The following is a 26,931-nucleotide window of genomic DNA, read 5'->3' as shown; positions in this document are numbered from 1 at the left end:
CGATCATTCCGCCGGCATGAAACGCTGGTAGCCCTGCAGGCCGCCAAGTGTCTTGCGCTTCTCTGGCTTCTTGCGGGTTAGCGCCAGCACCATGCCCATCGAGATGGCAATCGCGATCTGTGAGGAACCGCCATAGGAGATGAAAGGCAGCGTCATGCCTTTTGCCGGCATCAGCTGCAGGTTCACCGCCATGTTGATGGTCGACTGCAGGCCGAAAATGGTGACAAGGCCGCCAATGGCATAGCGGGTGAAATCATCATGCTCCTTCAGCGCGGTGTTGAGGCCGCGCAGGACGATGAAGGCGAATATGGTCATGATGAAGAAACACATGATCAACCCGTATTCCTCGCCAGCCACCGAAAAGACGAAGTCGGCGTGACTGTCCGGGATGGCGCGCTTGACCGTGCCCTCGCCCGGCCCAACGCCGAGCCAGCCGCCGTTGATCAGCGCTTCCTTGCCCATGTCGACCTGATAAGTGTCGCCTTCGCCGGTCAGGAAGCGATCGATACGGCCAGCGACGTGCGGCAGTATCGTATAGGCGGCAAACACGCCGGTGATGCCGAGCGCACCGAGCACGACGATCCACAGCCACGACAGACCGGCCATGAAGAACATGATGCCCCAGGTGCCTGTGACGAGCATGGTCTGGCCGAAATCGGGCTGCGCCAGCAGCAAGGCGACGACGAGGCCCAGCATGATCATGGCCAGAACGTTGCCTGGAATATCCGGATGACGTTTGTGTTCGGCAAAGAGCCAGGCACAGAGGATGACGAAAGCCGGCTTGAGGAATTCGGAGGGCTGGATGGAAACACCGGCAAGCGAGATCCAGCGCCGCGCGCCTTTCACCTCGACGCCGACATAGAGCACCGCCACCATCAGCACCAGCATGATACAGAGCATGACGATGGACATGCGCCGGATCTGTCGCGGCTCGAGGAAGGAAACACCCAGCATCACGCACAGCGCCGGCACGGTGAAGATGATCTGGCGCGTCGCGAAATAGAACGGACCGAGGCCGATGCGCTGCGCAACGGCGGGGCTGGCCGCGAAGGAAAGGACGATGCCCAGTCCCATCAACAGCAGGAACGCCGCCAGGAACCATCGATCGATGGTCCACCACCAGGTTGCAACAGGGCTTTTGTCGAGACGACTGGCAGCCATTATCGTGTCCCTCCGATGGGTTTCACGCCTTCAATAGCAGCGACAGCTTGCCTGAAGGCTTCGCCGCGCACTTCGAAATTCTTGAATTGATCGAAGCTGGCGCAGGCCGGCGACAGAAGCACAACAGCCTCGCCGCTCTCATCCCGCGCTGCCTCGGCGGCAGCGCGCTCGACGGCGGCAGCCAATGTACCCGCGATCTCGTAAGGCACCGCCTCGCCGAGCGTTGCCGAAAAGGCCGGCGCCGCTTCGCCGATCAGATAGGCCTTGGCGATGCGCGGAAAGAAGCCACGCAACGGTTCGATGCCACCTTCCTTGGGCAGACCACCGGCGATCCAGTAGATGCGAGAAAAGGCGGAAAGCGCCGGTGCGGCCGCATCGGCGTTGGTCGCCTTGGAATCGTTGATGAACAGCACATGGTCCTTGCGGCCAACCTGCTCCATGCGATGCGCCAGGCCGGGAAAGCTCTCCAACCCCGATTGGATTTCTCCAAGATCCAGCCCGACCTTCAGGCAAGCCGTTACCGCCGCCAGCGCGTTCTGCGCATTGTGCTGCCCGCGCAGCGAGCCGATGCCTTCCAGAAACCCGATGCGGCTGTAACGACCGTGCACGGCCTCCATCAGGTTGGTGCCGTCGGCGAAATAGCCGTCGGTCAGCGGCAATCGCTTGGAGATACGGATGACATCCTTGCCGGCGCGTTCCAGCCGATCGGCGATCTGCACGCAGAAGCTGTCGTCGACACCAATGATGGCGGTGTCGCTACCGGCCACCAGCCGCTCCTTGATCGAGGCATAATGCTGCATGGTGCCGTGCCGGTCGAGATGATCCGGTGTCAGGTTGAGGAGCACGCCGGCGGTCGGATTGATCGAGGGCGCCAGGTCGATCTGATAGGACGAACACTCGACGACATAGTGGCGACCGGATACTGGCGGGTCGAGCGTCATGACAGCGCGGCCGATATTGCCGCCCATCTGCGTGTCGCGACCGGCCGACTGCAGGATGTGCGCGGTCAGCGCCGTCGTTGTCGACTTACCGTTGGTACCAGTGATGGCGATGAAGGGCGCATCAGCCTGCAGCCTGTTGCGCTCGCGTGCAAACAGCTCGACATCACCGATCACTTCGACACCGGCGGCACGCGCCAGCTCCACCGACCAATGCGGCTTGGGATGGGTCAAAGGCACACCGGGTGAAAGCACGAAAGAGGAAAAGCCAGCCCAGTCGGCGCCGCGCAGATCAGCCGTCGCAATCCCCTGCTCGACGGCCTTGGCCACGCTCTCGGGATTGTCGTCCCAGGCCAGAACGTCTGCCCCGCCCTCGATCAGCGCGCGCGCGGTAGCGATCCCCGAGCCACCGAGCCCGAACAGTGAAACCCGTTTGCCCGCAAAGGAAGTTGCCGGGATCATGCAGTTCCTATCGCAGTTTGAGGGTGGAAAGCCCGATCAGCGCCAAGATGACGGCGATGATCCAGAACCGGATGACGACCTGGCTTTCGGTCCAGCCGAGCTTTTCGAAATGGTGATGGATCGGCGCCATCAGGAACACCCGCTTGCCGGTCATCTTGAAGTAGCCGACCTGGATGATGACGGACAGGATCTCGAGCACGAACAGCCCGCCGATGATGGCCATGACGATCTCATGCTTGACCGCAACCGCCACCGTGCCGATGAGACCGCCGAGCGCCAGAGAACCGGTATCACCCATGAAAATGGCTGCCGGCGGCGCATTGAACCACAGGAAGCCAAGGCCGGCACCGATGACCGCGCCGAGGATCACCGCCAGTTCACCCGTGCCAGGCACGAAGTGGATCTGCAGGTATTCGGCAAAGACCGCATTGCCGGACAGGTAGGCGATGACACCGAAGGAAGCCGCCGCGATCATGATCGGCACGATCGCAAGCCCGTCCAGGCCGTCGGTCAGGTTCACCGCATTTCCCGCACCCACCACCACGAATGCAGCGAAGGGGATGAAGAAGAAACCGAGGTTGATGATCAGTTCCTTGAAGAATGGAAAGGTCAGCGAGGAGGAGAATGGCGGCTGGCCGCTGCGCATGATGATCCAGGCAGCGATGCCGGCGATGATGAACTCGAGCGCCAGGCGTGCCTTGCCGGAAAAACCGAGATGCGACTGCTTGGTTACTTTCAGGTAGTCGTCATAGAAGCCGATGGCGCCAAAACCCAGCGTCACGAACAGCACCACCCAGACATAGATGCTGGTAAGGTTTGCCCACAGCAGCGACGAACCGATGATGCCGGTGAGGATCATCAGGCCGCCCATGGTCGGCGTGCCTGCCTTCTTGAAATGTGTCTGCGGTCCGTCCGCGCGGATCGGCTGCCCCTTGCCCTGGCGCACCCGCAGCGAATTGATGATCGTCGGTCCGAAGATGAACACGATCAGTGCCGCTGTGATCAACGCGCCGCCGGTGCGGAAGGTGATGTAGCGGAAGACATTGAAGACCGTCACGTGGTCGGCAAAGTCGACGAGAAGCCAGAACATGCGTTTTCGTCCCCCGGACCCTTCAAATTCTCGTTTCGGCGGTGTGCGCCGGGAATGTCTTGATCAGCGTATCGACCAGCTTGGCAAAGCCAATGCCCTTGGATGATTTGACCATCACCACATCGCCCGGCCGCAAGGCGCCGAGCAGCAAGGGCTTCAAAGCCTCGGTCGTCGGCTGGTAGGTAACATTGGTGCCATCTGGAAGCGCATCGGCCAGCGCCTGCATCTCGGGTCCGGCCAGCAGCACCATGTCCGCTCCCGAATCCACGACCAGCTCGGCGAGCCCCGCATGCAGCTTCTGCGACTGTGTTCCAAGTTCGAGCATGTCACCCAGCACGGCGACACGGCGCCCCCCTTCGGCGACCGGTGTATCCCTGAGCAACGTCAGCGCCACCTGCATCGAGGTCGGATTGGCGTTATAACTTTCATCGATCAATGTGAACGGGCCATCCGACAGTGACAGAACGTGGCGTGCGCCACGCCCGGGCTCGGCCGAAAGATCGGCGAGCGCTTCGGCCACCCGCGTTACCTCGGCGCCGACCAGATGAGCAGCGCCGAGCACCGCAAGCGCATTCTGCGCAATGTGGCGGCCCGGGGCTCCGACACGCGCAACCAGCTCCTTGCCGGCAATCTTGACGGTGATGATCGAATGGTCGGCCTCAACCACACAGTCGATCATGCGATAGGTCGAGCGCTGTGCTTCACCAAAGCCGAAGACGTGGGCAACGCCCACTTGCCGCGCCAGCTTGGCGAGCAATGTCGAACGCGGATCGTCGCGGTTGAGCAGTGCAGCGCCCTCGGGCTCCAGTCCCTCGAAAATCTCCGCCTTGGCGCGGGCGATCTCATCAAGATTGCGGAAGAAGCCGAGATGGGCAGCAGCAATCACGGTGATGATCGCAACATGAGGGCGCACCATCTTCACCAGCGGACGGATTTCGTCCGGATGGTTCATGCCGATTTCGAACACGCCGTAGTCCGTGTCCTGCGGCATGCGCGCCAAGGTCAGCGGCACTCCCCAGTGGTTGTTGAACGAGGCAGCCGAGGCATGCACCTTGCCAACGGTGGAAAGCACATGGCGCAACGCCTCCTTGGTCGAGGTCTTGCCGACCGAACCGGTCACGGCAATGATCCGCGCCCGGGAACGGGCTCGCGAGGCGATCCCCAGCTTTTCCAAAGCGGCAAGCACGTCGGGTACGACGATCATGGGCGCGGTCAGCCGGCCGAGCGCCGGCAACTTGCCTTCCGCGACCACCAGCACGCCTGCCCCCGCCTTGATGGCGGCCGTGGCAAAGTCGTGCCCGTCCATGGTGTCGCCCTTGATGGCGAAGAAGGCTTCGCCCGGCTGCAGGCTGCGGCTGTCGATGGAGATGCCGCTGATGCCCTCGGGCATGCTGCCGATCGGACGACCGTCAACGGCTGCGACGAGAGCTTCGGCGGTCCAGAGATGATTCATGCGGCGCGCTCCCGGAGCGCGACACGCACTTCTTCATGGTCGGAGAATGGAAGCGTCTGCGAGCCAACCGTCTGCCCTTCTTCGTGGCCCTTGCCAGCCACGATGAGAGTGTCGCCGGCATGGAGCATGCCAACCGCTTCATGAATGGCCTGACGGCGGTCACCAATCTCGATGGCACCGGGCGCCGCGGCAAGAATGGCGGCGCGGATCTCCTCCGGCACTTCCGAGCGCGGGTTGTCATCCGTGACAATGACCACGTCGGCCAGCCGCGTGGCGATCTCGCCCATGATCGGACGCTTGCCGCGGTCACGGTCGCCACCGCAGCCGAACACCACCAGAACGCGCCCCGTCGTGAACGGGCGCACGGAAGCCAGCACATTTTCCAGTGCGTCCGGCTTGTGGGCATAGTCGACATAGACCGGAGCACCGGCACCCGTCGTACCGACGAGATCGAGCCGGCCTGGCGCGCCTTTCAATTTCTCCAGTGCAGGCAAAGCCTTGGCGGCAGGTGTTCCAGTGGCAATAGCCAGACCCGCTGAAACCAGGGCATTGTAAATCTGGAAGTCGCCTGCCAACGGCAGGTCGATCTCGTAGATGGCGCCATCGGCCATGATTTCCGCACGCTGGCGATGGCGCTCATGCTCGACGCGCTTGAGTTCAAGGAATTTGCCATGGCGGCCAACGGTCAGCACCGAAAGTCCCGCGGCCCTGGCGGCAACGATGGTCGGCTCCGACCACGGATCGTCGGCGAAGATCACCGCCGGTGAGCCTTTGGGCAGAAGTGAATCGAACAGGCGCAGCTTGGCCTTGTGGTACTCCTCGACCGTAGGATGATAGTCCATGTGGTCGCGACCCAGATTGGTGAAAGCGCCTGCCGATAGCCGGACGCCGTCCAGGCGGCGCTGGTCGAGGCCATGGCTGGAGGCTTCCATCGAGGCATGCGTGACGCCAGCGTCGGCAAGCTCCTTGAGCAGCTTGTGCAGCTCAACCGGATCCGGCGTCGTCAACGAGCCATACTCATTGCGGCCGGGCGCAACCACGCCGGTGGTTCCGATCGATGCCGCGGCGAAGCCGGCATGCTCCCAGATCTGACGCGTGAACGCCGCCACCGAAGTCTTGCCGCTGGTGCCGGTGACGGCGACCATCGTCTCCGGCTGGCGACCGAAGAAGCGCGCCGCTGCGAGCGCTAATGCGTGCCGGGGATCGTCAGCGAAAAATACAGGAACGCCGAGGCCGGCTATGGCCGCGCCTTTTGCGGCGACGATTGCGCTTGCGCCGCGTTTTGCCGCGTCAACGGCATAGGCTGAACCGTCCGCTTTTGTACCGACAAGGGCAAAGAACAGATCGCCCGGCTGCACCTGCCGGGAATCCGAGGTGATGCCGGTCACCGCGATGTCGGAGGAAGCCTCGACAGGCAGGATACCGGCTAAATCTCTAAGCTTCATCGATCCCCAGTCTAACAAAAACGGCGTGCCTTCGCTGGCGCGCTAAAAGAATCACTCAGTAGGACACCAGCGTTGCAGCATTTTCTTGGCCGAAATCTGGCTTCACGCCAAGCATCGGCGCCGCGCGGCGGATGATGTTGGCCACCATCGGCGCGGCGTTGGAGCCGGCGGTGGCACCACGGCCGGGCATTTCCGGTTTTGGTTCATCGATGATGGTCAGCACGATATATTGCGGATCGTCCATTGGGAACGCTGCCACGAAGGCGTTGAAGCGAACGTCCTTGGAATAACGGCCGTTGACTACTTTTTCTGCCGTACCGGTCTTGCCGCCAACGCGATAGCCGGGCACGCGGGCGTTCTTGCCGGAACCCTTTTCAGCGTTCAGCGTGTAGAGGTAGCGCATGCCCTCCACGGTCTTCTCGCTGACGACACGCTTGGCGACCTCCATCGCCTGATCCGCGCTACGGGTCAGGAAGGTCGGCTCGATCAGGAAACCGCCGTTCATCAGCGCCGCGCAGCCGACTGCCGTCTGCAGCGGTGTCGTCGAGACACCGTGGCCAAAGGCAGCGGTGATCGAATGCACCTTCTTCCAGACTTTCGGCTCGGTCGGCTTTGCCACTTCCGGCAGCTCCGTCTTCATCTTCTCCAGCACGCCCAGGCGATGCAGGAACTCGCGATGACCCTCGATGCCGACTACATCGGCCTCCTTGGCGGAGCCGATGTTGGAAGAGTAGATGAACACTTCCGGCACGCTCAGCACACGACCCTTGCCGTGGAAGTCACGAATGGTCTGGCGACCAATGGTGATGGGCCGCGAAGCATCGAACTTGGATTCCATCGTCACCTTGCCGGAATCCAGCGCCATGGCGGTGGTGAAGCTCTTGAAGGTCGAACCCATTTCATAGAGACCGGCCGACATGCGGTTCAATCGGTCCTTGTCCTGGGCGTTGTAGGGATTGTTCGGGTCGAAATCCGGCACCGAGGCCATGGCGACCACCTCGCCCGTCTTGATGTTCAGCACGACGCCGCCGGCGGCAATCGCGTGATATTTCTCCATGGCCTCCGCAACCACGTTGCGCACGATATGCTGCACGCGAAGGTCGATGGACAGCTTGACCGGCTTCAGATCCTTGGCGACAGCCAGGCCGGACAGCTGCAGGTCAGCCAGTCCCTGGTCGTCTATGTATTTCTCCATGCCGGAGATGCCCTGATTGTCGATATTGGTCAGGCCGACAATGTATGATGCGGTTTCACCCGCCGGATAGAAACGGCGCTTCTCGGTGCGGAAACCGATGCCCGGAACGCCGAGTTGCATGATCTCCGATTGCTGCTTCGGCGTCAGCTGGCGCTGCAGCCAGACGAAACCGGCACCGCTCTTCAGCTTCTTGTAGGTCTGCTCGTAGTCGAGCTCGGGCAGCACGGTCGCCAGCTTCTCGATCGCCTCGTCGGCGTCGACGATGTGACGCGGCTCGGCAAACAGCGAGGAGGTCTTGATGTCGGTCGCCAGCACCTCGCCGTTGCGATCGACGATGTCTGGCCGCGAGGCGGTAACCCGGCTGGGCGGCGGACCGGAATCGGTCGGCCCCTGGAAGCCGAACCACACCAGCCTGCCGGTGATCGCGACATAAATTCCGAGAAACACGGCCATCGTCATGACCACGCGGGTACGGGTCTTGCCGCCGGTTGCCTTGCGGGTACTGTCCAGGATTATCGAACCATCCTCGCCGCGCCGCGCGCGTTTCAGCAGCTTGTTGAGAACGCCGATCATTCGTCAGCCCCATCCTCGATCTGTTCCGCGATCTTGTCCGTGGCGGCAACCCTGGCGTTGCTGGCCAGCTTGTCCTTGGATGCCGGCTTCGGCTTCGCAATCGCCACAACCGCTTTCTTGTCGCCTGGCTTCGGCTTGTTTGCAGCCTTCGCCTTGTCGGTCGCTGTGCCCTTGTCCTTGGAGATCGAAGCCGTCTTTTCCTTGTCGACCCCAGGCGCCCCGTTGTCGGCCATGATGTCCTCGATGGTCAGCGGCGGCTTCTCGGGCAATTCATCCAGCCGTACGATCTGACGCGCATCGGCCGTCTGCAAGCCAAGCTGGTCCTTGTAGAGATCGGAGAGCCGCTGCAATCGCGATGGCTGCGTCAGCAGGCTCCAGTCGGCCTTGAGCAGGTCTATCTGGTCTTCTTCGGTACGGATCTGCGCCTGGATCTTGTAGACTGCGGTCTGCTGCACCTCAGCGTCGCGCTTGATCTTGTAGGTCATGGCGGCGGCCGAGACCATCACGGCGATCAGGATGATGTCACTGGTACGGAACACGTGCTCACCTCTCGCCCGGCACGGAAACGCCGGGAAGCTTTGGAAGACCGAACTGGGCAAGATCACCGGCGCGGGCTGGGGCGTCCGTCCGGATCGCGGCTCGCAGCCTGGCGGAACGCGCGCGCGGATTCACGGCAAGTTCCGCATCTCCTGCCGTGACGCCCCCGCCCTGCTTGCGGAAGGTGGCGGTCCGGATCTGCGTCTCGGGCATATGGCGCGAGCCTGCCGCCTGTTCCGAACGGTCGGCGATGAAACGCTTGACGATGCGGTCCTCGAGCGAATGGAAAGTTACCACCACCAGCCGGCCGCCTGGCTTCAGCACGCGTTCGGCCGCCAGCAGCGCTTTCGCCAGTTCCCCCAGCTCATCGTTGACGAAAATCCGCAGCGCCTGGAAGACGCGCGTCGCCGGATGGATCTTGTCGCCCGGCTTGCGACCGATGTGGGTCTCGATGGCATCTGCAAGATCGAGCGTGCGTTCGAACGGCTTCTTGGCTCGCCGCGCTTCGATCATACGCGCGATACGGCCGGAATGCCGCTCTTCGCCGAGGAAGCCGAAAATGCGGGCAAGGTCGTTGGATTTGAAATTGTTGACGACGTCGGCGGCACTGACGCCGGCCTGCGCCATGCGCATGTCGAGCGGACCGTCGAAACGAAAGGAAAAGCCGCGCTCGGCCTGGTCGAGCTGCATGGAAGAGACACCGATGTCGAGCACGACGCCATCGACCGCTTCGGCATGTTCATCCAGCGTCGAGAATGGTGCATGCACCAGCCTCAGCCGTCCGCCCGTTTCCTGCTCCAGCGCCCTGCCCGCGGCGATTGCATCCGGGTCGCGGTCGACACCGATGACGGATGCGCCGTTGTCGAGGATCGCCCTGCTGTAACCGCCAGCGCCGAAAGTGCCGTCGATAATGGTGTCGCCCGGCTGCGGCGCAAGCGTCTCCAGAACCTCGGCGAGGAGGACCGGAATGTGGCGGGCCGGTCCGCCATCGGCGTGGAGATCATCGCCGTGGCCCACCGTCATTCCGGTCGCTCCCCTGGCTTCGTCCCCTGCCGAAGATGCAAGAGCCTGGCTCGTGCCGCCGCACCATAGGCGGCCAGCCGTTCCGGCTCCCAGATCTGGAAAAAACTGCCCCTCCCCACGAAGGCCACTTCGGTTGTTATTCCGGTATGTTCGCGAATGAAATCGGTCAACGTGACGCGCCCATCCTGATCCAGCTTGAGAAACGTGCCATCGCCATGACAGAAGAAGGACATATCGTCCGTCGTCTGCAGGAATGGATCTTCCTGCGCGATGCGCTGCTCGTAGCGGTCGAGCAGATCGAGCCCACCGACATCCATTGCGGCTTGATCCAGGCAGCGCAGTGCATAGAGCTCCGAATAGCCGCGCCTCTGCAGAACCGTTCGGAAATGCGCAGGCACGGAGACGCGCCCCTTGGCGTCGATCCGGTTCACCGCATTTGACAGAAAACGGTCCATGACGCATCGCGGCCGCCTGCGCAGCCGCACCCTCCGACTTCCTCGTAGCCATGCCGCCGCGGCACGATCGTTTCACCAGGCCTTGGGTTTCGAACAGAGCAAAAAACGACGAACGCACAGCCGCCGCGACTGGCCCTTCGGCGCACGCTTCACCCTGACACGAAACGAAGGCTTGATTAGCGAGATGGGATATCATGGGGCATCATGGGCGTCAACGGGAACAGGCTTTCCAAACCCCTTCGAAGGCGAGATTGCGGGCACTGCCGTGTTTATCCTCTATTAAGCCTAACGAAGTGTTTAAGAGCGGCTTGGCTCTTGCCCCGATCAGCCGCTGGACCTAGCCTCGCTGTTGCTCGCAAGAGCATGCTCATTTCAGCCTGCAAGCCTTCCCCCAGCCCATTCCGGGATCCGTTATGTCCGAAACAGCTTCCTCCCGCGCCGCAGGGCTCCTTCACTTGAGACGCGAGGGGCTCTCCAGAGGCGACGCCATCCCGTTGCCGCTGACCATGGCATCGATTTTCCATGCACCGGGAGATTCGACGGGCTTCCACCAGTATGGGCGTTTTTCCAACCCGACCTGGGACGGAACCGAGGAGATGCTGTCGCGCCTGGAAAATGCGCCCGTGCTTGCCTTTCCCTCGGGAATGGCAGCGATCTCCGCGGTATTCTTCGCGCTTCTGAAGGCGGGGGATCGCATCCTGCTGCCTTCCGACGGCTATCACACAACGCGCATCCTGGCCGACCGTTTCCTTGGTGCGTTCGGCGTGCAGTTCCACACCAGGCCAACCGCGTCATTCCTCGATGGCGGCTTCGACGGCTATCGGCTGGTCTTCGTGGAAAGCCCGTCCAATCCGACCTTGGACATCTGCGATATCACGGCCGCCTCCGAAGCGATCCACAGGGTTGGCGGGCTGCTTGTCGTCGACAACACCACGATGACGCCTTTCGGCCAGCGCCCGCTCGACCTCGGTGCAGACATCGTCGTTGCCGCCGACACCAAGGCGCCGAACGGTCATTCCGACGTACTCGCCGGTCATGTCGCCAGCCGCAGCACGGATATCATGGCGGCGATAAGGGAATGGCGTACGACCTCAGGCAGCATTCCAAGCCCGTTCGATGTATGGCTCCTGCATCGCGGCCTGGAAACGCTGGAGGTCCGCTTTGATCGCATGTGCAACACCGCGGAACTTCTTGCGCCACGGATCAAGGCACATCCTGCGGTCAGATCACTTCGTTTCCCTGGCCTTCAGGGCGACCCTTCACACAATCTCGCCAGCACACAGATGGAGCGCTTCGGTTTTCTGATCAGCTTCGTGCTGGATTCCGAAGATGACGCCGAGGCCTTCATCAACGGCTGCGAATTGATGGCGGCCGCCACCTCCTTCGGCGGCGTGCACACCTCGGCTGAACGCCGCACCAAGCGTGGCGACGCAGTGCCGCCAGGCTTCGTACGACTGGCTGTCGGCTGCGAGCCAGCCGAAGAATTGTGGGCCGCGATCAAGGCTTCGCTGGATCGGCTCCATTCCTGACGGGCGACACGAGGCCGGAAACACACGCAACGCGCAAGCGGGTACGCCCCGATCTCTGAAGCAACGCAGCAGCAACCTGAATCAGACTCCACGCTGATGGCGCGAAGCCGCTGAATTCTGGAAGAAAAATGCCAGCCGGCCTGTAAGCCGGGTTCTGTATGGCCCCCGCCCCTTGCGAAGCGGGAACGTGGCGGCCATTCATCTTGGACGCATGTTGCCATACGCCTCACGCAACCTACCCGGGCAGTGGGCCGGAAACAGCCCTGAGGGTTTCCCCTCGTACCGCCCCTATTCGGTTTTGCTCCCGGTGGGGTTTGCCTTGCCGCTTCCGTTACCGGTCGCGCGGTGGGCTCTTACCCCACCCTTTCACCCTTACCGCGGAAACCGCGGCGGTTTGCTTTCTGTGGCACTTTCCCTGGGGTCGCCCCCGCCGGCCGTTAGCCGGCACCGTGTCTCCATGGAGCCCGGACTTTCCTCACCCGCAGCCTTTCGACTCTCGCTGGTGCGGCCGCCCGGCCGGCTGGCAGGGGTATAAAGGCGTTCGCGATCCAAAAGGCAAGAGCACTCGTTCTCGGTTTGCCTTCGAAACGGGTTCGAGTGGTGAGCCGCTGGCTCCCCAATGGCGGCGAAAGCCGGTGGAGCCGTATGCTCAGATCAACCAGCGCTGCCGATCTGCGCCACAACCTTGCGGCAATAGGCTGAAGACGTCGGGTTCATACGCTTGGCGCCATGGCCGGCATTGTATTTGAGAATGGTACCGCAAGTGGTGCCGCCACCGAGCTCACGGGCCATGCCGAGATACTTCATGCCATATTTGATGTTGGTCTCGGGATTGTGCAGTCCCTTGGCCGAGCCGCTGTAACCCATCATGCGCGCGGTGGCAGGCTTGATCTGCATAAGGCCGATCTCGCCGGCGCGGCCAACCATACCCGGCTGATAGTTGCTCTCGACCTTGATCACCGCATGCGCCAGCGACACCGGCACGCCATAGGCGGCGGCATAACGCGACACGATGGTGGAATAACGAGAACCCGCAACGCTGGGCTTGACGGCACCTGGCGTGATCGACGCGGTCGTGAACGTGTCGTAGATCACCTTGGTCTTCGCCCTGGCCGTCTTCACGCTCTTGCCAACCTTTGCATTCGCGGCGGTCTTGGCATCTTTCGAGCAACCAAACAGATACGGGCAAGGCTCGACCGCTGACTTGGCGCTCACGGTCTTTGTGGCTTTGACGGTGGAGGCAACCTTGGGTGCCTTGATAACCTTCGCCCGCTTGCTGGCTTTTACGGTCTTCGTGACTTTGGTCACCTTCTTGGCCGGCGTTGTGGCCGCAACCTGCTTTACGACCGGAGTGCCCTGGTCTGCTCTGAGACTAGCGGCCATGCTGTCCTGCGAAGCAAAGGCAAAAGAAATCACGCCGGCAGCAACAGCTGCCGCTACAATGAACGGTTTGTGCATGTGGTCCTGTTTTTCTTGGCCACGCGAAGAAGTACGCGCAGCATCCTGTAATGAATGCCGGACTAGACTGGCATTTGTCCTGCATCGGTGTGGATTTGCGTTTGAAACCGGATTTGGCGGCAATGAAGGCCGCAAAATTCAATTCATGTTACAGAATGTAATATTAAATGGCCGATCGAAATATTCAGCCGAGACTTGCCGTGACGGAAACGACGAGGCGCCGTAGCGTCCCGATTGTCGAGCCGTCCGCAATTCCGTCAACCAGGCGCGGCCGAAAATGGCGCTGGAACGCCTCGACGACGATCCGCGTCAATGGGTCAAAAACACCCGTGATTTCAATACCATAACCATAAATCGCAAGCAGGGACTGCAATTCTTCGACGTTGTGCCCCGTATCACCTTCCTGCAAAATCGGTCCCTGTCGGATCGGAGATGCCGGCACGAGATGGCCGACGCCTGCGGCGTGCAGCACCTTCCACGGAAATTTTTCGCCAGGATCGACCTTGCGACCGGGTGCCACATCCGAATGAGCCAGAATCCGCTCGGACACGATATCGTGACGGGCCACAATATCGGCGGTGAGTGCGATCACCGCCTCGATCTGGCGCTTCGGAAATGCCCTGTACCCTAGCGTATGGCCCGGATTGACGATCTCGATGCCGACCGAAGCCGAGTTGAGGTCGGTGTGGCCGCGCCACGAACTTTTGCCGGCGTGCCATGCCCTGTCGCTTTCGCGTACCATCTGCACGACACGGCCGTCCTCGTGCACCAGATAATGCGCAGATACTTCGCTGACCGGATTACACAGCCATGCTTCGGCACCTGCTCCGGTTTTCATGCCGGTGTAGTGCAACACGACCATATCGGGATGGAACGGGCCGCGACGCGGCCCGAAATTCGGCGACACCCTGACCTCGGCTCCTGCGTGATCGGGCGAGAAGCCACTCATGCCGGCGCGAGATCCCGTTCGATCATCTCATACGCCGCGTTGATTGCGGCAACACGCGTCGTGGCGATCTTGATGAACTCCTGCGGCAGGCCGCGTGCAATCACCTTGTCCGGATGGTTCTCCGCAACAAGCTTGCGATAACGCTTCTTCACCTCGTCGAACGGTCGCCCGCGCTCGATACCGAGCACGACATAGGGATCGTCCGCCCCGAGATGCACGTGACGGGCGAGGATCGTCTTGTAGTGCGATTCCTCGATCCGGAAGATTTCAGACACCCGGTGCAGGAACTGGCCTTCCCGCTCGTGCAAGACGCCATCGGCGGTGGCAATGTGGAAGAGACCATCGAGAATGTCTTCCAGCATCATGCAGTTGGCATGACCTGACCCACACAGGTTTGCGAGCTTTTCAGCGTAAGACTCGAAACCGGCGACATCCTGCTTTGCCAGATCATAGAGCCGCGCGACATTGTGCGTCTCTTCCGGCGGCACTTCGAAGATTTCACGAAACGCACGGATCTCGTCCTGCGTAACCACGCCATCGGCCTTGGCCATCTTGGCCGAAAGCGCGATCATCGCGACCGAGAAGGAGACGCGGCGACGCAATTCGGCATCACCGGAGAAGACCGTGCGCACCGCCTCGACCACTTCGGCGATACCGGCCGAGGCGGAGGCTGAAACACGGGCGATGAAATCGCCGATACGATCCCAAATCGACATGTGCCCCTCTTAGAACCAAGCACGTGGCGCTATCAAGGCATGATCGCGCCTATGCGTTGGTGCTGCACCAATCGACAACGCCGATTGGTTCCGTAAGAAACGGGCCGAAGGTCGAAAAGGTTGCGCCCTCAGGCCGGCTGTGCCGCAATGTCGCGCCTGGGTCGGCGCACGGCCCTGAGCTTGCCACTGTTGCCGCCGCCACAGAAGAACGTGTCGGCGCCATCGGATTCGAGGCCGGAGACACCGGTCCCGTCCGGCATGGTCAGTTCCTCCAGCACCTCGCCGGTAAGCGGGTCGATCCGCCGCAATTCGCTTGCGTCACCCTGCCAGGTCCCATGCCACAGTTCACCATCCACCCAGGTGACCCCGGTGACGAAGCGGTTGGAATCGATGGAACGAATTATCCTGCCGGTCTCGGGGTCGATCTGATGGATTTTCTGGGCGCGATACTCACCGACCCAGAGCGACCCTTCGGCCCAGGCCATTCCGGAATCGCCACCGTTACCCGGCGCCGGGATCGTGGAAAGCACCTTGCCGGTCTTCGGATCGATCTTATGGATCTGACTTTCGGCGATCTGATAGATGTTTTGACCATCAAATGCGGTGCCGGCATGGGCGATCATATCAATGGCGCGAACAGATTCGCCGCTTTTGGGATCAAGCACATTGAGCTTGTCACCACTGGCGAACCACACATTCTCGCCATCGAAGGTCACTCCATGCACGTCTCCCGAAAAGGGACCATATTCGCGCAGAATCTCGGCGGGGGTGGGTTTCATGGTTTTCCTTCCCAAGTTGACGTTGACGGCCAGCCGTCGGCTACAGTCATCGGCAACATCCTAGCTGCCTGGCAGCGGCCCGGGGAGTAACAAGGTTGTCGGGAAGCCGGGCACCGACGGCGTCACCCAGCGCAGTGCGCGCCCCTTCCCGAAGGATTGCACCTTACCGCTGGCGGAAAGCTGCTCCAGTGCCCGTTGGACCGTGCGCGGGCTGGCATCCAGCGCAATCGCCAGTGCCGAACTGGACCACGCCTCGCCATCGGCCAGAAAGGCGAGCACCGCAGCATGCTCCTCCTCGACCAGCGGCGCCAGCACCATCACCTCGCCACGCCGACGTGGCACCAGCTTGAAACCTTCGCTCGTGGCGCTGATGTCAGCCAGGCCCCGCAGCTCGGCGCGCAGTCGTCCGATCTCCACCCTCAGCCGTGCCCGATGCGATTCGTCGGCATCTTTGGCTCCAAAGGCACGGGACAGAAGCCGCTCTCGCGAAACGTCTCCCGGCCACGCCTCGGCCAGCGCCCGGGCCAGCGCAAACAACACAGGGCGCGTTGCCAGCGAAACCACTGCATTGCTGGCTCGCACCACATTGCGGCAAGCATCCACAACGAACATTCCCGTCGCGAACAATTCCTCGACCTCTTCGAGCAGCAAGGGTCGTGCCTTGCCTTTCGAAATCAACCGGGCGGCCGGCGTGTCGATTACCAGTGCGGCACTTTCCACTTCCGTCCCCAGCGCAGGAATCCCGGCCTGTTGAGCCGCCTGCCAGGCCCGCATCAGCGCCTTGCGCGCCTCCTTGAGACGCAGACGCCGGATCGCGATACCAGCCGCCGCGAGCTGGAGCGCGCTCCGTAATGGCGGTGGCAGCGGCGCGAGATCGAGGTCGGCAATCAGGCTTTCTGCCTCATCAAGACGACCAATCAGCAACAGGCGCCGTATCTCAAGCGTACGTGCATGCGCGGCATTCGCGTGGTCGCCATGTGTTTCCAGTGTAACACGGGCTGTATCGAGCGCCTTGCCCGGCCAGGCGAGATCCCGCGAGACAAGCGCGATTTCAGCTTCGGCGACGATACAGCGCGCCCGTGCGACCGCTTCCTTCGGGCCGAAGGCCCGCGCCGCGCTCTTCAGAAGCGCCTTGGCGCGGACAAGATCGCCAAGCTGCGCCATGGCGATACCGCGCAGCGCCAGCGCGGCTGCATCATCGCGCAAGGCCACCCGCTTCAATGCACCGAGGGGATCACCCCGTGCAAGCGCCTGCCCTGCAGCCGTGATCAGTGAGTCCATCGGAATCCCGTCACACTTGTCACTCTCGCTCGCAATCCTCCGCGGCTACCTTCTTCATCGATGCCAACCACCCGCCGCACCGGTCATGAGATCGACGGCCTCAAGAAAGGAGCATGCAATGACGACGCGCGATTTCACCACCACGATCCTGGTAGAGCAATCTGCAAAAACTGCCTTCGACGCCATCAATCGCCCACGCGACTGGTGGGGTGAGGAGATAGAGGGCTCTCCCGATGTCCTCGATGGCGAATGGACCTATCGCTACAAGGACATGCATTTCTCCAAGCATATGACGGCAGAACTGGTCCCCGAACGCAAGGTCGTCTGGCACGTCCTCGATTCACGGATGAGTTTCCTCAAGGACAAGGAAGAATGGAAGGGCACCAAGATCGTGTTCGACCTCTCCAGTAAAGGCGACAAGACGGAAATCCGCTTCACGCATGCCGGCCTGGTCCCCGAAGTCGAGTGCTTCGACATCTGCAGGGAGGCCTGGAGCGGCTTGATCCACGATAGTCTTCGGGAACTGATCGAAACCGGCCACGGACGGCCCGACACGGTCGAATGACCGATTTGGCGGTGGGTTGGCGTGACATTCCTGCCGCTTCCACCCAATCCGGCAGCCGTCGAAGGTTCTCGGTCCCATCAACCTGGAAACCGCGCCTCAGTGGCTCACTCGCCCCTCGAATGGATTTCGCCGGGCAAGCAATCACGCCCGCGCCAGAATCAGGGGATTCCCATGTCCACCACCGAAATGCAAAATTCCTATCGCTGGGTGCTCGTCGCCCTTGGCGCGCTGATGACCTGCGTGACCATTGGGGCGATGTTTTCATTGGCTGTCTTCATGCCGCACATCTCGGCCGCCACCGGCTGGACGCGAGCGGGCATTTCCAGTGCGATGACGTTCAACTTCCTGATGATGGGTATCTCGAGCTTCGGCTGGGGTATGCTCACGGATCGCATCGGCACCCGCCCCGTGGTGTTGATCGGCTCCATCCTGCTCGGAGTGGTGCTGGTTCTGGCCAGTCGTGCGACGGACCTGCTGCTGTTCCAGCTCACTTACGGTATCGGCGTCGGTCTTGCCGGTGGCGCGTTCTTCGCCCCGATGATGGCCGCTGTCACCGGCTGGTTCGACAGGCATCGCGGCCTCGCCGTCTCGCTGGTTTCCGCCGGCGTCGGTGTCGCGCCCGCGACCGTATCGCCATTTGCAGCCTGGCTGCTCGCCAGCTACGACTGGCGCACCGCGATGATGGCGATCGGGTTGCTTGCCACGGCCATACTTCTTCCGGCTGCCTTCTTTGTCAGGAACGCGCGGCAGGCACCCGCAAACCAGCCGGCTCCGCATGGCGCGACCGTCGCCGTCGGCCCCGCGGACAACCCGCTGTCGAAAGCTTTCCAGTCGCCACAGTTCGCACTGCTTGCCGGCACCTACTTCCTGTGCTGCGCAGCGCATTCCGGCCCGATCTTCCATATCATGAGCTACGCCATCAGCTGCGGTATCTCCCCCATGGCTGCCGTCAGCATCTACAGTGTCGAAGGCATCGCCGGGCTGGGCGGCAGGTTGCTGTTCGGTGTGGCGGCGGATCGCTTCGGCCCAAAGCGGGTTCTCGTCATCGGCCTGCTCATCCAGGCCCTGGTGATTGCCGCCTATCTCTCAGCCGCTCAGCTCAGCACCTTCTATGTCCTGGCCATCATCTTCGGCGCAGCCTATGGCGGGGTGATGCCGCTCTACGCATTGCTGGCTCGCGAATATTTCGGCCAACAGGTGATGGGCTCGGTGCTCGGCGCGCTTGCCATGGCGTCCAGCTTCGGCATGGCTCTGGGGCCTGTCGCCGGCGGCTGGATATTCGATCGCTTCGACGTCTATGACTGGCTGTTCATCGGCTCGTCCATCATCGGCATCGCCGCCTTCCTGATCGCGCTCGCCTTCCCGCCCTTCGCTTCGGCCCGGCGCGAGCAACTGGCAGCGTCTTAGTGCAACGCCAGCAAAATGCGCGGCGGTTTTGCGTCCGGATTTGCGCAAAAAAAGTCAGGTGATGCGGTAGTAAAAAAGGCCGGGATACGTCCCGGCCTTTCCGATTCATGGGGCCGACTTTTGCCAGCCTCCGATGCCAGCCGTTTGGCCGACCGTCGCGCTTACTGTGCAGGCGCGGTGGAATTCGGCTGCGCCGGTTTCATTGTATTGTCGGCCGGCGGCTGTGCCTCGGGTGTGGCCGGCTTCATCGGCTCGGCTGCAGGCGGCGTGGCTTGCGTCGTGGTGTTGTCGGTACCTCCGGTACCACCACCCTTGTTTTCACTGCAGGCGGCAACGCCGAGCAAAAGCAGCGCGGAAACCGAGGCCAGGACGAGCTTATTCATCGTATTTCTCCTTCGCAACTTCACCCCCTGTGAAGGGCGGCACAGTAGAAATGCGAGGCTCGCGCTTCGGTTTCGTCACATTGCGTTTCGTCCTGTAACAGCGTTCGGACTTCGTTGAGCCGTTGCCGGCCTCGACCTTCGGCACTAACAGGGGAAGGAACGCACCCGAAAGGATGGTCGATGAGCGCGAAATGGGATTTCTGGATCGACCGCGGCGGTACCTTCACCGACGTCATCGGCAAGGCGCCGGACGGCTCGTTGACACCGCTGAAGTTGCTCTCCGAAAACCCGGAGGCCTATCCGGATGCAGCCATCCACGGCATCCGTACCCTGCTCGGCGCCAAGGCAGGCGAGCCGATCCCGTCTGGATTGATCGGCGAGGTCCGCATGGGCACGACGGTTGCAACCAATGCGCTTCTCGAGCGCAAGGGTGATCGGGTCCTGCTTCTGATCACCAAGGGCTTCCGTGACGCGCTTCGCATCGCCTATCAGGCCAGGCCAGACATCTTCGCAAAGGAAATTCTGCTCCCGGAGCAGCTCTATGAGCGTGTGGTGGAGGTCCCCGAGCGCGTGCGCGCCGATGGTTGCGCGGAACGGCTGCTCGACATCGCCGACGTCAAGCCTGCGATCGAACAGGCCAGAGCCGACGGCATCGATGCCGTCGCCATCGTCTTCATGCATGCCTGGAAATATCCCGAGCATGAGAGAGCCGTGGCCAGGGTTTGCCGAAACGCAGGGTTTTCCCAGGTTTCGGTCAGCCACGAGGTTTCGCCGCTGATCAAGCTGGTTGGCCGAGGCGACACCACGGTCGTCGATGCCTATCTCTCGCCGATCCTGTCGCGCTACGTGCAGCGGGTAGCCGCAGAACTCGGCACCGTTGCCAGCGACGACCAGTCCGGGAACTCGCCCGAAGGTCCGAGACTGATGTTCATGATGTCATCCGGTGGCCTCACGGCAGCGGACAAATTCCAGGGCAAGGATGCGCTTCTCTCCGGCCCGGCCGGCGGCGTCGTCGGCATGGTCGAAACGGCGAAGCTTGCCGGCTTCGACAAGGTCATTGGCTTCGACATGGGTGGTACTTCCACCGATGTCGCCCACAGTGACGGTGACTATGAGCGCGCCTTTGACACGGAGGTAGCCGGCGTGCGGGTGCGCGCGCCGATGATGCGCATCCATACCGTTGCCGCTGGCGGCGGCTCCATACTGCAATTCGAGGCTGGCCGTTTTCGCGTCGGCCCGGATTCGGCCGGCGCCAACCCCGGCCCTGCCTGCTACCGGCGCGGCGGGCCGCTTGCGGTGACCGACGCCAACGTCATGCTCGGCAAGTTGCAGCCGGATTTTTTCCCGTCGATCTTCGGCCCCAACCAGGACAAACCGCTGGATGTCGCGACAGTGCGCTCGAAATTCGAAGCTTTGGCGGCCGAAACCGGCGATGGGCGTTCCCCGGAAGCCGTGGCAGAGGGTTTCGTCACCATCGCGGTCGAGAACATGGCCAACGCCATCAAGAAGATATCGGTGCAGCGCGGCTACGACGTGACCGGCTATCTGCTGAACTGTTTCGGCGGCGCCGGTGGCCAGCATGCCTGCCTTGTCGCCGATGCCCTCGGCATGGAGGCCGTGCTCATACACCCGTTCTCCGGCCTGCTTTCGGCTTACGGCATCGGACTGGCATCGATCTTCGCGACGCGCCAGCAGGCGCTGCTGGAGCCGTTGGCCGATCAATCCCTGCCCGCGATCGAAGCATTGATCGCAGGTCTTGCCGGGGATGTGGCCGACGAGTTGACCATGCAAGGTGTCGCCGACGAAGACATGGCGATGCGTCCTGTTCTCCATATCCGCTACGACGGCACCGATACCACGCTGCCGATCAGCTTCCCCGACCACTCGATCGCCAACGCCAGGGCGGCATTCGAGGTCGCCCACAAGGCGCAATTCGGCTTCATCTACGAAGACAAGCAACTGGTCGTGGAGACCGTGGCTGTGGAAGGCAGCAATGCTGGTGATAGCCACCACCAGGAAGCACTGGCCCCCTCTGGACCGCCTCGCGACATGACCGACACGCGGCAAAAGCGCCGCATCTTCTCGGAAGGAGAATGGCACGACGCCGCCATCTGGCGCCGTGAAGCACTCCGCCCATCGGACAGGGTTTCCGGCCCGGCGTTGATCATCGAGCCAAACCAGACCATCGTCGTCGAAAACGGCTGGCAGGCCGAGATCACGATGCGCAACCACGTGCTGTTGCGCCGGACCGCCAGGAAACAGCGCAAGGCAGCTCTGGGCACCGAAGCCGACCCCGTCATGCTCGAGGTCTTCAACAACCTGTTCATGTCGATCGCCGAGCAGATGGGCGTGACGCTGCAGAACACCGCCTATTCGGTCAACATCAAGGAGCGGCTCGACTTTTCCTGTGCGGTCTTCGACAGCAATGGCGCGCTGGTCGCAAATGCCCCGCACATGCCGGTGCACCTCGGTTCGATGGACCGTTCCGTCGAAACCATCATCCGGCTCAACGCGGGTGATGTCCGCCCCGGCGATGTCTTCGCGTTGAATGCCCCTTACAATGGCGGCACCCACCTGCCCGATATCACCGTGGTCACACCGGTGTTCGACGATGCGCAGGAAAGCATCCTGTTCTGGGTTGCCTCGCGCGGCCATCACGCCGATGTCGGCGGCACGGCCCCTGGCTCGATGACGCCGCTCGCCACCACCGTCGATGAGGAAGGCGTTCTGTTCGACAATTTCCGTCTCGTCGAGCGCGGCCGTTTCCGCGAAGCCGAACTGGTGAGCCTGCTTTCCGACCATCCCTACCCTGCCCGCAACCCGGCACAAAACGTCGCCGACCTCAAGGCGCAGATTGCCGCCAACGAGAAGGGAGTGGCGGAGTTGCGCAGGATGGTGGCGCATTTCAGCTTGCCCGTGGTCAAGGCCTATATGGGCCACGTCCAGGACAATGCCGCCGAAAGCGTACGCCGTGTGCTCGAACGCCTCCCGGACGCCTCGGCCTATGAATATCCGACCGACACCGGTCAGGTGATCAAGGTGAGGATCAGTGTCGACCGGACCAGGCGCGAGGCAACCGTCGATTTCACCGGCACGTCGCCGGTGATGAAGAACAATTTCAATGCACCCGAGCCTGTGGCGCGGGCAGCCGTGCTCTATGCGTTCCGGGTGATGGTCGAAGACAACATCCCGATGAACGCCGGATGTCTAAGACCGATCAACATCGTCATCCCCGAAGGCTCGATGCTGAAGCCGGCCTATCCGGCCGCCGTCGTCGCCGGCAATGTCGAGACCTCGCAGCACGTGACCAATGCGCTGTTCGGCGCCATGGGGGCGATGGCCAATGCCCAGGGCACCATGAACAACCTGACTTTCGGCAACGACCGTTATCAGTATTACGAGACGATCTGCTCGGGCTCGCCGGCGGGGCGCATGAACGACGGGCGCGGTTTCGCCGGCACTTCGGGCGTGCACACCCACATGACCAATTCGCGCCTGACCGATCCGGAAATCCTGGAACTGCGCTTTCCTGTGCTGCTCGAAGACTTCCGCATCCGCGAAAACTCCGGCGGCAAGGGACACTGGAGTGCCGGCGATGGCACACGCCGTTCCATCCGCTTTCTGGAGAAGATGCAATGCGCGATCCTGTCGTCGCATCGCTCGCGCCCGCCGCAAGGCCTCGATGGCGGCAATGATGGCGAAATGGGCAGCACCAAGGTGCGTCGTCTCGACGGCCGGGTCGACGTGCTGAAGGCCTGTGACCAGACCGCTCTGGAAGCCGGCGAAGCGGTCGTTGTCACCACCCCGACGCCGGGAGGTTTCGGCGAGGCCTAGCCCGTTCATCAACCGCTGCTGTCACCGCACTGTCATGACGCTGCGCTACGCGCTTCGCCCAACGTAAACGGGGAATCGCCTTGCCATGTCGGACGTTTCTGCGGAACTGGTTTTCAGGCGCGGCAAGGAAGTCGGAAAAGCGGTGTACCAGAACCGCGCCCTTTCGAAGGCCGGCATCTCGGAACGCCTGTTTGCCCTGCTCTTTTCCGGCCTCGTCTACCCACAGATCTGGGAAGACCCCGACATCGACATGGAAGCGATGCAGCTGGGCGAAGGCCATCGTGTCGTCACCATCGCATCCGGCGGCTGCAACATCCTGGCCTATCTGACGCGCTCGCCGGCCAGGATCGACGCCGTCGACCTCAACGCCGCTCACATCGCGCTGAATCGCATGAAACTTGCAGCGGTGCGCCATCTGCCCAACCAGACCGATCTGTTTCGTTTCTTCGGTGCGGCCGGCATGGAGCACAATTCCGCCGCCTATGACCGCTTCATCGCCCCCAATCTCGATCCGGTCAGCCGGCACTATTGGGAAAAGCGCAGCTGGCGCGGCCGCCGTCGCATCGAGGTGTTCGATCGCAACTTCTACCGCACCGGCCTGCTTGGCCTGTTCATTGCCGCCGGCCACCGCACGGGCCGCCTTTTCGGCGTTAACCCGACCGGCATCATGGCTGCCAGGGACCTAGCCGAGCAGCGCCGCTTCTTTGACGAGAAACTGGCGCCGGTGTTCGACCGCAAGCTCCTGCGTTGGGCCACGTCGCGCAAGGCCTCGCTGTTCGGGCTGGGCATCCCGCCGGCACAATACGACTCCCTGATCACCTCCGGCGACGGCTCTATGGCCAGCGTGCTGAAGGCTCGTCTCGAGAAACTCGCCTGCGACTTTCCGCTGAGGGACAACTATTTCGCCTGGCAGGCTTTCGCGCGGCGCTATCCCAATCCGGGTGAAGCCGCCCTCCCCGCCTATCTGGAAAAGGACAACCATCCGGTCCTCAAGGCGAATGTCGATCGCGTCACCATCAATCACGCCAACATGATCGAATTCCTCGCCGGCAAGGACGCCGGCACCGTCGACCGTTTCATCCTGCTCGACGCACAGGACTGGATGACCGACGATCAGTTGAACGCGCTGTGGACGGAAATCACCCGTAGCGCCGCGCCGGGTGCCCGGGTCATCTTCCGCACCGCGGCCGAGCCAAGCCTGCTGCCGGGTCGCGTCTCGTCTTCGCTGCTCGACCAGTGGGTCTATGAGGAAGATGCCTCGCGTGACTACTCCGCTCGCGACCGCTCGGCGATCTACGGTGGCTTCCACCTTTATGTGAAGCGCGGCTGATGAGCACCCAGGACCTGCCGGCAAACCATGCCGATCTCATGGATGGTGTCTATCGCTGGCAGCGTCACATCTATGACCTGACCCGCAAATATTACCTGCTCGGCCGCGACAGGCTGATCGCCGGCCTCGATGTTCCAGCCAAGGGCAGCGTGCTGGAACTCGGCTGCGGCACCGGTCGCAACCTGGCGCTGACCGCGCGGCATTATCGCGATGCGCGCCTTTATGGCCTCGACATCTCCGCCGAGATGCTTGTCAGCGCCCAGGCAGCGATCGCTCGCGAAGGCATTGCCGACAGGACCCTGCTCGCGCGCGCCGACGCAACCGATTTCGATGCACAGGCGCTGTTCGGCGTCGCGCGCTTCGACCGTGTCTTCGTTTCCTATTCTCTGTCGATGATCCCCGGCTGGGAAAAGACGGTGGCCGCCGGCCTTGCCGTGCTGGCACCGGGTGGTTCGCTCCACGTCGTCGACTTCGGCCAGCAGGAGCGCCTGCCCGGCTGGTTCCGCTCCCTGCTCAGGTCGTGGCTGAAAAAATTCCACGTCAGCCCGCGTGAATCCCTGCGCGAACTACTTGAATCGGAATCCGCCAAAACCGGAGCAAGCCTTTCATTCGAAAGGCTTTATCGCGGTTATACCTGGCTGGCCGTGATACGGCGCTAGAGCGTTTCCACTTTAACGCAAACGCTACGCGCTTTTGTCGGAATCGCGCTGATCCTGCTATTTCAGCGCCTTTGCCAAGGCAGCGGCCAGATTTTGCGGACGATATCCGAGCTTGAACGGCGTCAGCCCCAGCCGCACGATGACCAGCTTCTGCGAGGGGATGACGGCGACCGTTTGGCCGTCATGGCCTTCCAGCCAATAGGCATCGGCCGGCACCCCAGCCTTTGCCGTGGCTCCGGGTTCGTGTTCATTACCCGGAGCCTCGATCCACAACTGCCCACGCGTATAGACCCTGTCGGACGCCGGTGCAGGTTCGCGCATCCAGGCCACGAAGCCGGCGGGAAGGATTTCCTGTCCGTCCCATGTGCCGTCCTGCAGCAGGAACTGCCCAAAACGCGCCCAGTCGCGCGCGGTGGCGTACAGGTAGGACGAGCCGACGAAAGTGCCGTGTTCGTCGGTCTCCATGATCGCGCTGGTCATGCCGATCGGTCCAAACAGCTTGAGCCGCGGCCAGGCCAGCGCCTGCTTGGGATCGGTGAAGGTGTTCTGCCACAGACGCGACAGCATCACCGCCGTGCCGCTGGAGTAGGAATAGGCCTTGCCGGGTTCGCCCGTCAGCGGCTTGGCCGAGGCGAAAGCCGACATGTCCGGTTCCTGATAGAGCATGCGGGTGACATCGGTGACGTCGCCATAATCCTCGTTGAACTCAAGACCGCTCGACATCGCCATCATGTCGGCCAGCGTGATGGCAGCGCGCTTGTCAGCCTTCCAGTCGGGAAACAGACCCTGATCTGTAATGGCAAGCTTGCCCTCCTTGACCAGGGTACCCACGATGGCGGCATTGACCGACTTGGTCATCGACCAGCCGAGCAGTGGTGTCTTGTCCGAGAAACCGGCTCCGTATCGCTCGCCCACGATGCGGCCATTCTGCGCCACCACGACGGCCCGCATACCGGGGCCGGTCAGTGAAGCGTCATCGAGTATCCTGGTAACTTCCGGGTTCTGGGAGGGTTCGACACGACTGCCCTCCGGCCACAGCGCATCCGGCACCGCCGGCGGGACCGAAACGTCGGTCGAGATCGCCTTGGCCGCGGTCATGTTGCCGTCTGGCACATTGGCGCAGCCGAGCCCAGGCCGCAGCACCGCCGTGCCCTTGCCGAAGACACCCAGCAGACCCGCACTCACCGTGCCCGCATCCTTGTCGACATCGAGCATCATCAGCTTCAGGATCGGATGGCCCGGAGCCTGCACATCCACCGCCAGCACCTGCTGGGCGTCCCGGTCGGCCAGGTAAACGTTCGAGCACACGATCTTGGCGGTGTAGTTGGCGGCAATGCGTATCAGCGCCGGCGGAGCCGTCCACAACCAGATCGCCACGCCGACCACGGCAACAACGATCAGCCCCAGCAGCCATTTCAGGATTTTGCCGACGACGCGCATGCACAGCCTCCCAACCGCATTTCACGAACCCAATCTGCCGCGATTGCCCGCCACGCTGCAACTGGAGATGTTTGGATGCCAACATCTTGGCTTGCATTCACAGAACCGTGAGCCCGCTCTTCCGCAGTTGCCCAACCGGCCAGCCTGGGCCATCACGATCCTTGCGTATTCGCCCGCATCAACCGATTATCAACCATGTTGGGTGATTGAGTGGAGAGGCGTGGCGGCAAGTGGGGGCACCGCAACCGGCTAACAACCGGACAGAACGA

Annotated in this window: 22 protein-coding genes, 1 other RNA gene and 1 pseudogene; 7 read left to right on the top strand and 17 right to left on the bottom strand. The window is 62.3% G+C overall.

Going from position 1 to position 26,931, the window contains the following annotated elements; all coding sequences use genetic code 11:
* Positions 1–3 precede the first annotated feature (3 nt).
* From ftsW to mraZ, 9 genes and pseudogenes are all read right to left on the bottom strand, one after another.
* Entirely contained in the window at positions 4–1,161 is a 1,158-nt protein-coding gene (ftsW, locus tag ACFWYE_RS10140) for a putative lipid II flippase FtsW (RefSeq protein WP_379068567.1), read from the bottom strand.
* Positions 1,161–2,561 carry a UDP-N-acetylmuramoyl-L-alanine--D-glutamate ligase gene (murD, locus tag ACFWYE_RS10135; protein ID WP_379068564.1) on the bottom strand — a complete coding sequence of 467 codons (1,401 nt, stop codon included), beginning with the start codon at positions 2,559–2,561 and terminating at the stop codon, positions 1,161–1,163. The genes ftsW and murD overlap by 1 nt, the downstream gene beginning before the upstream one ends.
* A 7-nt stretch (positions 2,562–2,568) precedes the next feature.
* A complete protein-coding gene (gene mraY / locus ACFWYE_RS10130) occupies positions 2,569–3,651 on the bottom strand; it encodes a phospho-N-acetylmuramoyl-pentapeptide-transferase (protein ID WP_024923442.1) in 1,083 nt (360 codons plus the stop codon).
* Positions 3,652–3,673: 22 nt separating this feature from the next.
* Positions 3,674–5,104: a UDP-N-acetylmuramoylalanyl-D-glutamyl-2,6-diaminopimelate--D-alanyl-D-alanine ligase gene (locus tag ACFWYE_RS10125; RefSeq protein WP_379068561.1), complete on the bottom strand. Its 1,431-nt coding sequence runs from the start codon at positions 5,102–5,104 to the stop codon at positions 3,674–3,676.
* The gene (locus ACFWYE_RS10120) at positions 5,101–6,549 is read right to left on the bottom strand and encodes a UDP-N-acetylmuramoyl-L-alanyl-D-glutamate--2,6-diaminopimelate ligase (RefSeq protein WP_379111108.1); all 1,449 of its coding nucleotides are present in this window, start codon (positions 6,547–6,549) and stop codon (positions 5,101–5,103) included. Before ACFWYE_RS10120 ends, ACFWYE_RS10125 begins: the two co-directional genes overlap by 4 nt.
* Positions 6,550–6,604: 55 nt before the next feature.
* Positions 6,605–8,317 (bottom strand): peptidoglycan D,D-transpeptidase FtsI family protein, encoded by a 1,713-nt coding sequence (locus tag ACFWYE_RS10115; protein ID WP_379111106.1) that lies wholly within the window; start codon positions 8,315–8,317, stop codon positions 6,605–6,607.
* Between the two features lie 182 nt (positions 8,318–8,499).
* Positions 8,500–8,856, bottom strand: a pseudogene (locus ACFWYE_RS10110) (hypothetical protein); the annotation flags it as partial.
* A gap of 4 nt (positions 8,857–8,860) precedes the next feature.
* Positions 8,861–9,877, bottom strand: coding sequence for a 16S rRNA (cytosine(1402)-N(4))-methyltransferase RsmH (gene rsmH, locus ACFWYE_RS10105; protein ID WP_379068552.1), 1,017 nt, complete (start codon positions 9,875–9,877; stop codon positions 8,861–8,863).
* Positions 9,874–10,332, bottom strand: a complete 459-nt coding sequence (mraZ, locus tag ACFWYE_RS10100; RefSeq protein WP_379068549.1) for a division/cell wall cluster transcriptional repressor MraZ — start codon at positions 10,330–10,332, stop codon at positions 9,874–9,876. The genes rsmH and mraZ overlap by 4 nt, the downstream gene beginning before the upstream one ends.
* Between mraZ and ACFWYE_RS10095 the strand changes: the two genes are divergently transcribed.
* Entirely contained in the window at positions 10,331–10,615 is a 285-nt protein-coding gene (locus ACFWYE_RS10095) for a hypothetical protein (RefSeq protein WP_379068547.1), read from the top strand. The genes mraZ and ACFWYE_RS10095 overlap by 2 nt on opposite strands.
* 130 nt (positions 10,616–10,745) lie before the next feature.
* Entirely contained in the window at positions 10,746–11,861 is a 1,116-nt protein-coding gene (locus tag ACFWYE_RS10090) for a cystathionine gamma-lyase (RefSeq protein WP_379111105.1), read from the top strand.
* 127 nt (positions 11,862–11,988) lie between these two features.
* On the opposite strand, the gene rnpB is transcribed toward ACFWYE_RS10090, so the two are convergent.
* From rnpB to ACFWYE_RS10060, 6 genes are all read right to left on the bottom strand, one after another.
* Positions 11,989–12,385, bottom strand: an RNA gene (rnpB, locus tag ACFWYE_RS10085) — RNase P RNA component class A.
* Between the two features lie 130 nt (positions 12,386–12,515).
* Positions 12,516–13,319, bottom strand: a complete 804-nt coding sequence (locus tag ACFWYE_RS10080) for a lytic transglycosylase domain-containing protein (RefSeq protein ID WP_379111103.1) — start codon at positions 13,317–13,319, stop codon at positions 12,516–12,518.
* Positions 13,320–13,503: 184 nt separating this feature from the next.
* A complete protein-coding gene (locus ACFWYE_RS10075; protein WP_379111101.1) occupies positions 13,504–14,268 on the bottom strand; it encodes an N-acetylmuramoyl-L-alanine amidase in 765 nt (254 codons plus the stop codon).
* The gene (locus tag ACFWYE_RS10070; RefSeq protein ID WP_129414223.1) at positions 14,265–14,984 is read right to left on the bottom strand and encodes a DnaJ family molecular chaperone; all 720 of its coding nucleotides are present in this window, start codon (positions 14,982–14,984) and stop codon (positions 14,265–14,267) included. Before ACFWYE_RS10070 ends, ACFWYE_RS10075 begins: the two co-directional genes overlap by 4 nt.
* Positions 14,985–15,112: 128 nt before the next feature.
* Positions 15,113–15,763 (bottom strand): DUF5074 domain-containing protein, encoded by a 651-nt coding sequence (locus ACFWYE_RS10065; protein WP_379068533.1) that lies wholly within the window; start codon positions 15,761–15,763, stop codon positions 15,113–15,115.
* Positions 15,764–15,823: 60 nt separating this feature from the next.
* On the bottom strand, positions 15,824–17,044 hold the full coding sequence (locus ACFWYE_RS10060) for a helix-turn-helix domain-containing protein (protein WP_379068530.1): 1,221 nt from the start codon (positions 17,042–17,044) through the stop codon (positions 15,824–15,826).
* A 118-nt stretch (positions 17,045–17,162) separates the two neighbouring features.
* Between ACFWYE_RS10060 and ACFWYE_RS10055 the strand changes: the two genes are divergently transcribed.
* Together ACFWYE_RS10055 and ACFWYE_RS10050 are read left to right on the top strand one after the other, a co-directional pair.
* Positions 17,163–17,609 carry an SRPBCC domain-containing protein gene (locus ACFWYE_RS10055; RefSeq protein ID WP_379111099.1) on the top strand — a complete coding sequence of 149 codons (447 nt, stop codon included), beginning with the start codon at positions 17,163–17,165 and terminating at the stop codon, positions 17,607–17,609.
* Between the two features lie 186 nt (positions 17,610–17,795).
* The gene (locus tag ACFWYE_RS10050) at positions 17,796–19,016 is read left to right on the top strand and encodes an MFS transporter (RefSeq protein ID WP_379111414.1); all 1,221 of its coding nucleotides are present in this window, start codon (positions 17,796–17,798) and stop codon (positions 19,014–19,016) included.
* Between the two features lie 161 nt (positions 19,017–19,177).
* On the opposite strand, the gene ACFWYE_RS10045 is transcribed toward ACFWYE_RS10050, so the two are convergent.
* Positions 19,178–19,399, bottom strand: a complete 222-nt coding sequence (locus ACFWYE_RS10045; RefSeq protein WP_129414218.1) for a hypothetical protein — start codon at positions 19,397–19,399, stop codon at positions 19,178–19,180.
* Between the two features lie 180 nt (positions 19,400–19,579).
* Here ACFWYE_RS10045 and ACFWYE_RS10040 point away from each other — a divergent pair, with 180 nt between their 5' ends.
* The 3 genes from ACFWYE_RS10040 to ACFWYE_RS10030 all read left to right on the top strand — a co-directional run bounded on the left by ACFWYE_RS10040 (position 19,580) and on the right by ACFWYE_RS10030 (position 25,222).
* Positions 19,580–23,233 (top strand): hydantoinase B/oxoprolinase family protein, encoded by a 3,654-nt coding sequence (locus ACFWYE_RS10040; protein WP_379111097.1) that lies wholly within the window; start codon positions 19,580–19,582, stop codon positions 23,231–23,233.
* Between the two features lie 85 nt (positions 23,234–23,318).
* On the top strand, positions 23,319–24,563 hold the full coding sequence (locus tag ACFWYE_RS10035; RefSeq protein ID WP_379068520.1) for a DUF3419 family protein: 1,245 nt from the start codon (positions 23,319–23,321) through the stop codon (positions 24,561–24,563).
* Positions 24,563–25,222 (top strand): class I SAM-dependent methyltransferase, encoded by a 660-nt coding sequence (locus ACFWYE_RS10030; RefSeq protein ID WP_379068517.1) that lies wholly within the window; start codon positions 24,563–24,565, stop codon positions 25,220–25,222. Before ACFWYE_RS10035 ends, ACFWYE_RS10030 begins: the two co-directional genes overlap by 1 nt.
* 57 nt (positions 25,223–25,279) lie before the next feature.
* Here ACFWYE_RS10030 and ACFWYE_RS10025 read toward each other — a convergent pair whose 3' ends face one another.
* The gene (locus ACFWYE_RS10025) at positions 25,280–26,662 is read right to left on the bottom strand and encodes a serine hydrolase domain-containing protein (protein ID WP_379068514.1); all 1,383 of its coding nucleotides are present in this window, start codon (positions 26,660–26,662) and stop codon (positions 25,280–25,282) included.
* Positions 26,663–26,931: the final 269 nt, after the last annotated feature.

The sequence above is a fragment of the Mesorhizobium sp. NPDC059025 genome (genome assembly GCF_042739655.1).
Lineage (GTDB): Bacteria > Pseudomonadota > Alphaproteobacteria > Rhizobiales > Rhizobiaceae > Mesorhizobium.
The sequence above is the reverse complement of the archived record's forward strand: the minus strand, read 5'-3'. Positions and strand labels throughout refer to the sequence as shown.